Source organism: Parabacteroides sp. FAFU027, from assembly GCF_022808675.1.
Classification (GTDB): Bacteria; Bacteroidota; Bacteroidia; order Bacteroidales; family UBA7332; genus CAXXIC01.
Genome location: NZ_JAKZKV010000001.1, coordinates 800,442 through 813,253, shown reverse-complemented (window position 1 = coordinate 813,253; position 12,812 = coordinate 800,442). Strand labels below are relative to the sequence as shown.

7 protein-coding genes are annotated in these 12,812 nt (G+C 46.3%); 2 read left to right on the top strand and 5 right to left on the bottom strand.

Going from position 1 to position 12,812, the window contains the following annotated elements; all coding sequences use genetic code 11:
- Positions 1 to 77 precede the first annotated feature (77 nt).
- A complete protein-coding gene (locus MLE17_RS03440; RefSeq protein ID WP_243347067.1) occupies positions 78 to 7,283 on the top strand; it encodes a PKD-like domain-containing protein in 7,206 nt (2,401 codons plus the stop codon).
- An 11-nt stretch (positions 7,284 to 7,294) separates the two neighbouring features.
- Positions 7,295 to 8,203, top strand: a complete 909-nt coding sequence (locus MLE17_RS03435) for a PorP/SprF family type IX secretion system membrane protein (protein WP_243347065.1) — start codon at positions 7,295 to 7,297, stop codon at positions 8,201 to 8,203.
- Here MLE17_RS03435 and MLE17_RS03430 read toward each other — a convergent pair whose 3' ends face one another.
- The 5 genes from MLE17_RS03430 to MLE17_RS03410 form a co-directional block, all read right to left on the bottom strand.
- A complete protein-coding gene (locus MLE17_RS03430) occupies positions 8,204 to 9,247 on the bottom strand; it encodes an acyltransferase (RefSeq protein ID WP_243347064.1) in 1,044 nt (347 codons plus the stop codon).
- Positions 9,248 to 9,253: 6 nt separating this feature from the next.
- Complete coding sequence (locus MLE17_RS03425) at positions 9,254 to 9,826, bottom strand: pentapeptide repeat-containing protein (RefSeq protein WP_243347063.1); 573 nt, start codon at positions 9,824 to 9,826, stop codon at positions 9,254 to 9,256.
- 173 nt (positions 9,827 to 9,999) lie between these two features.
- The gene (gene ygiD, locus MLE17_RS03420; RefSeq protein ID WP_243347061.1) at positions 10,000 to 10,818 is read right to left on the bottom strand and encodes a 4,5-DOPA dioxygenase extradiol; all 819 of its coding nucleotides are present in this window, start codon (positions 10,816 to 10,818) and stop codon (positions 10,000 to 10,002) included.
- A gap of 91 nt (positions 10,819 to 10,909) precedes the next feature.
- The gene (locus tag MLE17_RS03415; protein ID WP_243347059.1) at positions 10,910 to 11,482 is read right to left on the bottom strand and encodes a YceI family protein; all 573 of its coding nucleotides are present in this window, start codon (positions 11,480 to 11,482) and stop codon (positions 10,910 to 10,912) included.
- 435 nt (positions 11,483 to 11,917) lie between these two features.
- Positions 11,918 to 12,742 carry a helix-turn-helix domain-containing protein gene (locus tag MLE17_RS03410; protein ID WP_243347057.1) on the bottom strand — a complete coding sequence of 275 codons (825 nt, stop codon included), beginning with the start codon at positions 12,740 to 12,742 and terminating at the stop codon, positions 11,918 to 11,920.
- Positions 12,743 to 12,812: the final 70 nt, after the last annotated feature.

Here is a 12,812-nt window from a genome sequence, read left to right as displayed (position 1 = left end):
TAACCTCTTGTGCCGGTTACCCGGAAACCTTCACCATCACCGTCAATCCGGTTGCACAGGTGAACCAACCGGTGGATATGGTAGTCTGCAACGATCAGTTGAGCGATATCAATTTTGAGACCATTAACTCTGGCGGTACCACGACTTACAGCTGGACCAATGATACACCTGGTATTGGCCTTGCGGGTTCCGGCTCGGGAAGTATCAAGTCTTTCACGGCACGCAATATGGGCACTTCCCCTTTGAAGGCCACCATCACAGTTACACCGACTTATATTAACGGAGGAAGTTCCTGTAGCGGCGATTCCAAAACCTTTACTATCACGGTAAATCCGTCAGCCCAGGTAGATCAACCATCCAATAAGATACTTTGTAACGAAGAGCCGACCACCATTACCTTTACCTCGTCCAATACCGGTGGTACGACGACCTACAGCTGGATCAACGATAACTTAGCGATTGGCCTTCCGGCATCGGGAAGCGGCAATTTATCCTTTATGACCCGTAATAGCGGTACGACTCCTCTGACGGCAAAGGTTGTGGTGACGCCGACCTTCAGCAATGGCGGCACGAGTTGTACCGGTGACCCGAAAGAATTTACGATTACTATAAACCCGCTATCCGCCCAGGTTAACCAGCCTGGCGATTTAGTTCTTTGCAATAACCAGTCCGGCGTAGTAGAATTCGGAACCATCAACAGTGGGGGAGAGACGACCTACAGCTGGACCAATGACAAACCGGGCATTGGCCTTGCAGCTTCGGGAACGGGTAACATCTCTTTTGTGGCACAGAATAACGGTTCCGCTCCGGAAATTGCCACCGTAATGGTCACGCCAATCTACAAAAACGGTGACGCGGTGTGTACCGGCGTTGCCAAATCCTTTAGAATCACGGTGAATCCGGTAGCCCAGGTCAACCAGCCGGGTGATAAGATCGTCTGCTCGGGGGAAATGGCACAGGTCAGCTTTTTCACTACCAATACGGGTGGCACGACGACCTATAGCTGGTCTAATGACAATCCCCAGATCGGCTTATCGGCCTCCGGAAGCGGCAACCTGTCATTTACGGCAGTGAATGGTACGACCAAACCCATGACTGCCAATATCCGGGTGGTTCCGACTTACAGTAATGGCGGCAATAATTGCAGCGGCACTGCGCAGACCTTTACAATCATGGTAAATCCGGTGGGTCAGGTCTTCAAACCAGCAGATCTTGTGATGTGTAGTAGCGAGCGCAAAGCCATCAGCTTCAGCACGCAGAACAGCGGAGGAACGACTACCTATTCGTGGACCAACAGTAATACCGAAATCGGCCTGGCGGCATCCGGAAGTGGGGAGATCGTCTTTACGTCACAAAATAGCAGTGCCAAACCGATTACCTCTACCATCACCGTCACACCAACCTTTAATAACGGCATAACCTCTTGTGCCGGTTACCCGGAAACCTTCACCATCACCGTCAATCCGGTTGCACAGGTGAACCAACCGGTGGATATGGTAGTCTGCAACGATCAGTTGAGCGATATCAATTTTGAGACCATTAACTCTGGCGGCACCACGACTTACAGCTGGACCAATGATACACCTGGTATTGGCCTTGCGGGTTCAGGCTCGGGAAGTATCAAATCCTTCACTGCGCACAATACGGGTTCTTCCCCGTTGAAGGCAACTATTACAGTAACGCCGACTTTTATAAATGGAGGAAGTTCGTGCAGCGGCGATTCCAAAACATTTACGCTCACCATAAATCCGGCGCCGCAAATGGACCAACCTGCAAACCGAACCTATTGTAACGAGGAGCCGACTACGGTTGATTTTACCACGATGAATACCGGCGGAACGACTACCTATAGCTGGACAAACAATAATACCGCGATTGGTCTTCCGGCATCAGGTACCGGTAATTTGTCCTTCATGACAAGTAATACCGGTACGGCACCGGCAACGGCGACTATTGTGGTAACCCCAACCTATACCAATGGAGGAATCAATTGCTCTGGTACCCCCAGAACATTTACCATTACCGTTAATCCGGTGACCGCACAGGTTAATCAACCGGCAGATTTGGTATTGTGTGACAATCAGGCCGGAGTGGTCGATTTTACTACTGTAAATAGCGGCGGTGAAACATCCTATATCTGGACCAATGATAAATCCGTTATCGGATTAGCGGCTTCAGGATCCGGAAATATTTCATTTACGGCAAGAAATTACGGAATAGCACCGGTGACTGCCACCGTAATGGTTACGCCGGTTTACAAAAACGGTGATGCAACCTGTACCGGAGTTGCTAAATCTTTCAGGATAACAGTAAATCCGGTGGCGCAGGTTAATGACGTGACGGACAAGGTTATTTGTAACGGACAAACCACTGCGGTTGAGTTTTCTTCCACGAATGCAGGCGGAGCAACCATCTATTCGTGGACCAATGATAATCCGAATATCGGATTACCGACATCGGGTAATGGCGGTCTGACTTTTACCGCATTGAACACCGGAACAAAACCAATAACGGCTCACATTACGGTTACGCCATCTTTCGGCACAGGGAGCAACCTTTGTCCCGGAGTGGCAAAAACGTTTAGCATTACGGTAAATCCTACCGGACAGATCAATAAACCGTCCAACATCGTTATGTGTACCAATCAAACGGCGGCTGTGGATTTTTCTACGCTCAATACTGCCGGAACCACTTCATACTCCTGGACAAACAGTAACACCGAAATCGGGTTGTCCGCATCGGGCAGTGGTAACATTTCATTCACGACCCAAAATAGCGGTACAAAACCGGTAACGGCAACCATTACGGTGACCCCGACATTTACCAATGGAAGCGCCTCTTGCCCCGGTATTGCAGAAACCTTCACCATTACGGTCAATCCGGTGGCTCAGGTCAACCAGACGGCGGAACAGGTCGTGTGCGACGGACAACCGGTTAATGTGAATTTCTCTACGGCAAATACAGGAGGGGTTACTTCTTATTCTTGGACCAATGATAATTCTGCAATCGGATTAACCGCAACGGGTAGTGATAATTTGTCATTTATAGCCCGCAATAATACGAAAGCACCGGTTAAAGCAACCATTACAGTAACTCCTGTCTTTATTAATGGCGGTGAAATCTGTTCCGGATCGGCTAAAACCTTTACCATTACGGTAAATCCGGTGGCACAGGTCAACCAACCGGAGAATCACCTGCTCTGCAACGAAGAACCGACAGTGATTGATTTCTCAACAACCAATACCGGTGGAATAACGACCTATACCTGGACCAATGATAACACAGCTATCGGATTATCAGCTACCGGTTCGGGTAAGTTGTCTTTTGTAACTAAAAACACGGGAACGGTTCCGCTTACGGCAACAATTACCGTTATACCTGCTTTCAACAACGGTGGAACAAGTTGTACCGGAGAGGCGAAATCATTTACCATTACCGTCAATCCACTCAAAGCGCAGGTGAATCAACCTGAAAACCGGGTGATTTGTAATGAGGAACCTGTTTCTATCGGATTTTCTACTCAGAATACCGGAGGTACTACTTCTTATTTCTGGACGAATGATAATCCGGCAATCGGATTGGATGCTTCAGGAACAGGTGATATTTCATTTATCGGACGTAATACCGGAACTTCTCCGGCCACAGCTGTGGTTATGGTAACCCCGACTTATACAAACGGAGGAACAACCTGTACCGGAGTTGCCCAATCGTTTAAGATTACCGTCAATCCTACAGCGCAGATCAATCAGCCATTGGATGTTCTGGTTTGCAATAACCAGTCTGCCGGAGTGAATTTCTCCACCCAAAATACCGGAGGAACTACTACCTATTCCTGGAAAAATGATAATCCTGCTATCGGTCTTTCAGCAAATGGAAGTGGTAACATCTCTTTCCTGGCTAAAAATACAGGGACACGTCCCCTTACAGCCAATATCATTGTTACACCGACATTCAGTAACGGAGGCGTAAGCTGCACGGGAGATGAGGTCTCTTTCAAAATAACCGTGAACCCAACAGCTCAGGTTAATCAGCCCGAAAATGTGGTGTCCTGCAACGGTCAGGAGACGCTGTTTGATTTTATTACAGTAAATACCGGCGGAGCAACAACCTATTCCTGGACCAACACCAATACGAACATTGGATTACCATCTTCGGGAAGCGGGAATTTGTCATTTACTGCTCGAAATCCGGGAACTGCGCCTATATCATCATACGTCACCGTTACACCTACTTTCACGAATGGTAACAGCGGATGCCCCGGGGCATCAAAGACCTTTAAGGTGATTATTAATCCTTCTGCTCAGGTTAATCAGCCCGATAATGATGTGGTTTGTAATAACGATGTGTTGTCTGTTGATTTTAGTACGATAAACAACGGAGGTACCACAACTTATTTCTGGACCAATGATAATACGACGATAGGACTGGCTCCAAACGGTGTAGGCAATATCGGTCAGTTTACCGTTCAGAATTCAGGAAATATTCCGGTAAAAGCTACCGTTACGGTTACTCCTGTCTATAGTAACGGGGGCATGAATTGCGACGGATCTACCAAAACATTTACCATTACCGTTAATCCGATACCATCGGTTATCTCTTCGCAGAAGGTTTCGATTTGTAGTGGAAGTAAGTTTACGGTGGTACCGATGAGTAGCAGTGATAATCTCATCCCGGAAGGAACGCTTTACACCTGGACAGCTCCTGCTATCAATCCTGCCGGAACCATTACCGGAGGTTCGGCTCAGAATTCTGCCCAACCGTTGATTAGCCAGACGCTGACCAATCATTCCACACAGGTTGCAACGGCAATATATACCGTAACTCCTGTGTTTGGTAGTTGCCGTGGTAATTCATTTCCGGTTACTGTGACTGTATTGCCGTCGCCTAATGTCGAGTTCTCCAAATCAAACCAGACGGTTTGCTCGGGAGAAAGTACGGCTCCGGTTGATTTAACCAGCCGGACTACCGGGAATGTGAAGTTTGACTGGGTGGCTAATATTCCGACGGGCGTTACCGGTGTAATAGAGTCCGGGACCAATATTATTCCGGTGCAAAACCTGGTCAACAATACAAGCGGTCCGCTAACGGTAACCTATTTGGCCAAAGCTACATTTGAAAATGATATGGCTTGTTCGGGTGCCGTTTCCGAATACTCGGTTACGGTTAATCCTTCGTTCTCGGTTTCAACCAATGTCTCGGGTTATAAAGGTTATAATGTTAGTTCATTCGGAGGAAAAGATGGATGGGTCAATGTCTCGGCTACCGGTGGAAATGGACAGTTTACTTATTACTGGACAGGCCCCTACGGATTTACCAGCACTCAACAGAATCTGACCGGATTGTCGGCAGGGACCTATAATCTGAGCGTGAGTGACAAAATTTCCGGCTGTACGAAGACTGTTCCTGTGACGTTGATTCAACCTCAGTTGTTAAGTGTTACGACAGCTACTACGCCGATTGTATGTTATGGGGCTAACGATGCTACCATTAAGGTAAATGTAACCGGAGGTATTGCACCTTATCAGATTCAATGGAGTAATTCCGGTACAGGTCCCTACCAGGAAAACCTTGCTGCAGGTGATTATAAAATCACGGTGACAGATGCTTCCGGCATTCAGAAAATTGTAACTGTTAATATCCCGGAAGCTCCGGTGTTTACAGTAGATCCGGTCGTGAAAAATGTAACGCAGCCAGGCGCTGGTGACGGTAGTATCACACTGAATATTACCGGAGGTAAGGCACCTCTGTCGATTCTGTGGAGTGATAATGGAACCGGAGAGGTTCGTTCCAATCTCAAAGCGGGAACATATGCTGTGACAATCAATGATGGAACGCCATGTTCGATTGTCCGGTCATTTGTCATCCGGGAGCCTCAGGAACTAATATTGTCGGCTGAAATCACCCACGTCACCGAATGCAAGGCCGCCAATAGCGGAATGATTAACCTGACCGTATCCGGGGGAATGACTCCGTATCGTTATATCTGGTCAAACGGTGCAACTTCAGAAGATTTGATAAATGCAGCCGCAGGGACTTATCAGGTGACTGTCACCGACGCCAACGGTTATCTGAAAACAATGAAATTCGAGATACTCCGCCAGTCGGCAATGACAATTAATATCGCACAGAACACGACCATAAACTGCGATACCAAAACGCTGCGTAAAGTTTGTACTGTGCAAGTGACCGGCGGGGTTGCTCCATACAGGTTGACCTGGTCAGGCGGGACGGTCAGCGGAGTCAATAATGAAATCATGACAACGGGCCAAAGCGGCACCTATACACTTCAGGTGACAGATGCATCGGGGTGTACGACTTCTTCCTCATTTAACGTGACTGTGCCAACGCAAATAATCGATTACCAGGTGTCGGATTGTAAAAATCGCGTGTACCAGTTTAATGCTTTAGCGCAAAATGATACCAACGGTGACATGACCTATTTCTGGGACTTTGGAGATGGCTACAGCAGCACGCTCAAAAATCCGAAGCATACCTTTGCTACCCAGAATAGCTATAAAGTCCGGTTGACTGTAACAACGCCGGATTGTAGCGGCACCTTCGAAAAAACGATAGTTACAGAAGAGACACCGGTGTTATCTCTGAGTCAGGAGCCTGCATATTGTCCAGGAGACTCTGTTTTAGTCCGTGTCTTAGGTGCAAATGCTTACGAATGGGAGAATGGTTCTACAGCCGATAGCATTTGGATTAATAAGGAGGCAACTTATACCGTTAAAGGAATTTCAAAAGGAGGATGCCTCTCATATCTAAGCTTTAAATCGACGAGTTTAGGTTCCTATAACTATTCCATCCAGACGGATAAAGAAGAGCTCAGTACTGATAATGCGACTCTCAGGCTGAAGGCAGAGGAAGTTCCTTCTTCGCTTTATTACTGGGATTTGGGGGATGGTACGACTATGTCTGGAAATGATCTTACCCACACCTATACCATACCTCAGGAGGGATACTTTGATGTCCGGTTAAGAGTAATCAATCCAAACGGTTGTGTGGAATATGTGACAAAACGCATTCTGGTTACTCAATCCTCTACATCTATTCCTAACACAATTACGCCTGATGGAGATGGTGTTAATGATGTGTTTATGAAAGGCTCTCACGTCCAGGTCTATAACCGTAACGGAATCCTCTTATACGATGGGACCGAAGGGTGGGATGGCACTTACAAAGGTAAAGCGGTGTCGAATGATACGTATTTCTACGTGTTGGAGTATATGTTAGGTTCCGGAATGAAATATAAATCGGGTTATATTACCGTTGTTCGATAATTGTAGTCAATATGAAGAAGATATTATTAATCAGTTTATTCAGTATATTGTCAGTAGGAATGTGGTCTCAGTCTAACATCCGCCTGAATAATTATTGGGACAATTTGTACAGTATTAATCCGGCCTCAATTAATAATCAATATACAGCGATGGTTACAATTGCTGACCGCAAACAGTGGACCGGATTTGAAGGAGCGCCTAACTCGGTATTTGCTTCGGCTTCAGCCTATATTGAGCATTACGCGACTCAGGTGGGGGTAAAGCTGGTGAGGGATAAGATTGGCTATACCTCAACCTCCAATCTGGGATTAACATACGCTTATGCGGTTACGCTGGATACAGAATGGAAGTTGAATCTGGGTTTATCGGGAAATATTCACAGTCTTTCCTATGATCTGGATCAGATTAATCTGGCTTCAGCCGATGACCCCAAAGTATATCGTGTTCTCCAGAATGCGAACGATTTTAATACTGATCTCGGTTTCGAATTTGTAAGTAAATCGCTGCTCATTGGTGGTTCCAGCCAGAATTTTATTTCACTGTTTGCTCCGGAGAAGAACCGCACATACCCATACACAAACTTCTTATATACGATGTATCGTAACCTGAGTGATAATATGCTGGATTTTGGATTTGGAGCTAATGCCATTCAAAACCGTAACCTGTACCAGATGGAGTTGAATACTACGGCTTATCTGAAGAACTATGAGATGGAGGACTTGTTCAAGTTTGGGTTGTTTTACCGGACAAAGAATGAAATGGGGGCTATTCTAGGAGCGAATCTGGGCAATTCATTGTACGTGTCTTACAGCTATGATTTTAATCTTGGAGGCATCAGTCATAGTTCTTTAGGCACACATGAGTTGATGTTGATTCTGAAACTGGGAAAAATCGACAACTGTCGTTGCCTGAAAAGATAATTAACCTGCAAGTGTTTTTAGGCCTGGTATCTTACGCAACAAAAAGATCAGGGTAGCAGATAAAATCAGACAAACGATTGCAGTCACCGGAATAGCAATCACCGGATGGGTAAAGTTCCAGTGAATCTGAAACCAATTGGCCATGCGTGAAAGCACCAATACATGCACCAGAAAGATGCCGTAACTGTAGCGGCTTATAAATGCCAGCACTGACACAATTATCGTATTCCGGATGTGCAGGGACTTGAAAAAGAGAAATACAGAAGAAGCCAGCAAAATCACGTTAGGAGCAGTGGGGCTGAACCAGTCTCCTGCACGATGTCCCGGATGGTATTTGTCGTAAATGGCCATACAAACGGCAAAGGCGAGCAAGGCTATTGATAAGGATAGAAAGACGAAGCTTTTATGCTTAATCCGATGAAAGGAGGCTTTGGAAAGCAGGTAACCCAGCACCAGATAACCCGGGTAATCGGCGAAATAATCAAGCCGGAGCTTGGGCTTGTATTCAATCAGGTAGGGGGTATTCAGGAATTGAACGACAAACCAGATGGCCAGAAAATAGTACATCTCCTTGCGCGGGCAGTTGCGAATCCATTTGCCCAAAACGGGAATGAAGAGGTACAACCCCAGTATCATGTAAATGTACCAGAAGTGGTACGAACTGCCGTTTATAAGCAGCTTGCCTATCCACGCAGGCACATTACTCCAGTTTAAATGGTGACCGTGCAGGCTTTTGTAATAGAGCGAAACTGCGATATATATCAAACTCCAGAACAGGAACGGATAGAGTATTCGGCTAAACCGTTTCTTCAGGAAATCCTTTACCGGAAGCTCTCGGTCGAGCAGCAATGCACCGCTCAGCATAACGAATACCGGTACGGCAAAGCGTCCCAGCCCGTTGTAAAAGCATCCGATTTCCCAATAGCTATCAGGTACTTTGCCGAATTGCAGCAACAGCCCAGAAGAAGCATGCAGTGTGATTACGGCAATGGTTGCAATGGCCCGCAGGTTATCAGCCCATATCAGTTTCGGTCTCGTTTGCATTTTCCCTTAATCAATACGGATGTCGTAATTGCGCAACAATCCCAATACACCGGGATAGGCAAAGCGGGCTTTCTTGACGCGGTTGATAGCCGGGTCAATCGTATAGTTATTGGCGGTACGGAGGTCTGCCTTTTCAAGATTAGTACGGTCGAAAGCAGCCATGTACAGGTCGCATTGGCTGAATACAGCTTCGGTCAGGTCGGTTTCGGTGAAGTCGGTTTCACGCAGGGAACAGTCGGTGAAACGGGTTTTCTTCATTTTCCGTTGAAAGAAAGAGGAGTAGTCCACCTGGCATTTCTGGAAATTGACCTCAAACATAAACTTCGAACAGGGATGGAAGTCAACCCCCATCACCTTGCAGTCGTGGAAGCAAATATCCTTCATGCCGGTATCGTGGAGCTTCACCATAGTCAGGTTACAATGCTCAAAGGAGCATTCCACGAAGTCATTTCCCGAAAGGTCGGCTTTGGAGAAATCGCAGTGACTGAATGTGCAGCGGAGATATTCATTTCCCGAAATCTCTTGTTCGGAGAAATCCAATTGATGAAAGGTCTGGTCTTCGTGAAGTGTTTCGTGCATGGAGGATTTGCTTTTAGTGATGCAAAGGTAGGATTTTTTGTATCACAGAGGACACAGAGCAGGACACAGAGGGCCACAGAGTTTAACAGAAAGCTAAAAAAACAGAGAGCCGCAGAGTTTGATATTCTCTGTGGCTCTCTGTGAAATTCTCCGCGGTTCTCTGTGATACTATGTCAACCGACACGTACCGAAGTCATCGACAATGACCCGTACACCGCTTTGTCGTTGAAGAAGCTCAGCTCTTCGTTCTCCTTTTTCAGACCTAGGATATAAAGCAATGGCAGGAAATGTTCCGCAGTCGGGATGGCCATTTTTACATCATTGCCCAGTGAGGAGTAGTCAATCAGTGACGTATAGTCATTTTTTAGAATGAGGGATTTGACCTTTTCGTTGGCATTGATAGCCCAATCGTAACCCTCGTTGGGATTGCTCCAGTTGAGGACGCGCAGGTTGTGAACGATATTTCCGCTGCCGACGATGAGTACGCCTTTACTTCGAAGGATGGCCAACTCTTTGGCCAGCTCGTAGTGGTGGCGGGGTGACATCAGGTAGTTGACACTGAGCTGTACTACCGGAATATCGGCTTCGGGATAGAAATGCTTTATCACGCTCCAGGTGCCGTGGTCCAGTCCCCACTTCTCGTCAGGGAAGACGGGTGTACCTGTTATTAGTTTTGTGACTTCATTGGCCAGACCCGGATTGCCCGGAGCGGGATATTGTACCTGATAAAGTTCGCAGGGGAATCCACCGAAGTCATGAATCGTTTGGGGCTTAGCCATAGCGGTAACATAAGTTCCGCGAGTTTCCCAGTGGGCGGAGATACAGAGTATCGCCGAGGGGCGGGGAAGCGTTGTCGCCTGATTGCGCCAACCTGTCACAAATTCATTTTCCTCGATTGCATTCATCGGACTTCCGTGTCCGACAAACAGCATAGGCATTACGACGGAATTATCTCTGTTAAGGTTTAGGTTGCTTAAATCGTTGAGTGTCATAATCAAAGAGGTTACTTCGTTAATACTGGTTTGAGATAGAGTGTTATCGGGCAACCTCTTCACCTACCATAAAAAGAGCTGGTGAGGTTGCTTACTCCTGTGCAAAATCTACTTCTGCGCTCAACTTCACCTGATTGCCAACTACCGCGGCAAAAGCACTGGTACCTACGTTATAGTCCTGACGGTTAAGGGTACCGGTGATAGCAAATCCGTGGTGCATTTTATTATCCATCGGGCTTTTTACAGCGGCATGTACTACTGTGAATGCGATAGGTTTGGTTACACCCTTCATGGTCAGGAATCCTGAAAGTTTGTACACATTTCCTTTTACCTTTTTGAATGAAGTGCTTTTGAAAGTCAGCGTCGGGTATTTGGCTGCATCAAAGAAGTCGGCGGATTGCAGGTGCTGGTCGCGTTTGTCGATTTCCGTGTTGATGGAATTTACCTGAGCGACCATTTCTACTTTAGCATCTGTCAGGTCAGCTTTGGAGGAGGTGACCGTTACGTCAAATGATTTGAAATTACCGTCCACGCTGGAGATACCCATGTGTTTTACACTGAATGCAAGACGAGAGTGATACTTGTCCAAAGTGTATTTGTTTTGAGCAAATACAGAAGTTGCTAATACGAAGATAGCGGCGAAAGTTAATGCAAATGATTTCATAAGGCTTTGAATTTAAATTGTTTTTGTTTTTTGTAGTCAGAGCACCTGATTCATTATCCTCAGATACTCTGACTGTTTGATTGTTTTGATATTGCAAAGATAGGGCGGTGGAGAGAGGTAGGGGTAACACTTTTGAGAAGGGGTGTGGTACTTTTAGGAAAAGGTGCAATATTACGGTCGAATAGCCAGATATACGACGACCGCATAGCCTAATATACGGGCAGTGCATAGCCTAATATGCGACATCCGTATATTAGGCTATACGTTAGTTGCATATTAGGCTATACGTCGGGAATATATTATGGAGTAAAAAGGAGTCTTAGGAAAAGATAGGCACAGATGACACGGATGCAAGCAACACAGATTTACACGGATAAGAAATCTGTGTAAATCGATTCAAATCAGTGTCATCTGTATGCTAAAAAACGCCGCTATTTATTTGAGAATAACGTTATTCATCTGGTTGCGGAATTCTGTAGGTGTGATGCCTTCCTTTTTGGAAAATACGCGGGTGAAGTAGGATTTCTCGTTATACCCCAGCTCAAAGCCAATCTCCGAAACGGTAAGGCCGGAATTCATCAGCAGTTGTTTGGCTTCAATGAGCTTACGGGTCTCGACGATTTCCGATACGCTTTTGTGGAATACATTCTGGCAAATGAGGTTGAGATTACGGACAGAGGTATTCAGCTTATCGGCGTAGAACTGCACGCCAACGGGGCGTTTAAAGTTTTCTTCCAATATCTTGAGGAAGTTGTGAAAGGCAATGCGCTGGTTGTTGGATGCATCGCTGAAGGCCTGGGGTTCGTTGTTGCTTTCAGCTTCGAGCTTGGCCAGCAGGGCAGCCAGCAGGTGGCGGATAATATTGAATTGAGGTACCGGCTTGTTGTATTCATATGCCATCATGTTGCAAAGGTTGAAGATGGGGCTAATGCACTCCATCTGCTCCAGCGAGTAGTTCACCCGGTCGGTAAAGTTGGAGTAGAAATGAAAGCGGCTATCCGGAACCAGCTCATTTTCATAGAGGACAATCCATCCGCTGGCCCCGTCATGAGGAAGAAACTGATGTGCCTTTCCTTTTGAAACATACACAAAGATAGGCGCTTCAATCACTTCACGGTCAAAGTTAATAACGTGGTCGGCTTTACCTTCGGTAAGGATAATCAACTCTTCGAAGTTGTGCTGGTGCATATTCTCGGGCGAGGAGTTGATTTTATCAATCAGCTCTTTATTGACTTCTACGATGCGGAAAGGTTCTTTCATAGCTCTATTCATTTTCGGATAAGCAAAGGTAGCATTTGTCCATAATAAAACCGACCTGGTGAAGAAGTCG

What these genes read in the sequence shown, in the direction of transcription:
- ygiD (WP_243347061.1), bottom strand. Translation starts at nt 10,818, where the DNA reads ATGACACTCAACGATTTAAGCAACCTAAACCTTAACAGAGATAATTCC.
- MLE17_RS03440 (WP_243347067.1), top strand. Translation starts at nt 78, where the DNA reads ATGGTAGTCTGCAACGATCAGTTGAGCGATATCAATTTTGAGACCATT.
- MLE17_RS03430 (WP_243347064.1), bottom strand. Translation starts at nt 9,247, where the DNA reads ATGCAAACGAGACCGAAACTGATATGGGCTGATAACCTGCGGGCCATT.
- MLE17_RS03410 (WP_243347057.1), bottom strand. Translation starts at nt 12,742, where the DNA reads ATGAAAGAACCTTTCCGCATCGTAGAAGTCAATAAAGAGCTGATTGAT.
- MLE17_RS03425 (WP_243347063.1), bottom strand. Translation starts at nt 9,826, where the DNA reads ATGCACGAAACACTTCACGAAGACCAGACCTTTCATCAATTGGATTTC.
- MLE17_RS03435 (WP_243347065.1), top strand. Translation starts at nt 7,295, where the DNA reads ATGAAGAAGATATTATTAATCAGTTTATTCAGTATATTGTCAGTAGGA.
- MLE17_RS03415 (WP_243347059.1), bottom strand. Translation starts at nt 11,482, where the DNA reads ATGAAATCATTTGCATTAACTTTCGCCGCTATCTTCGTATTAGCAACT.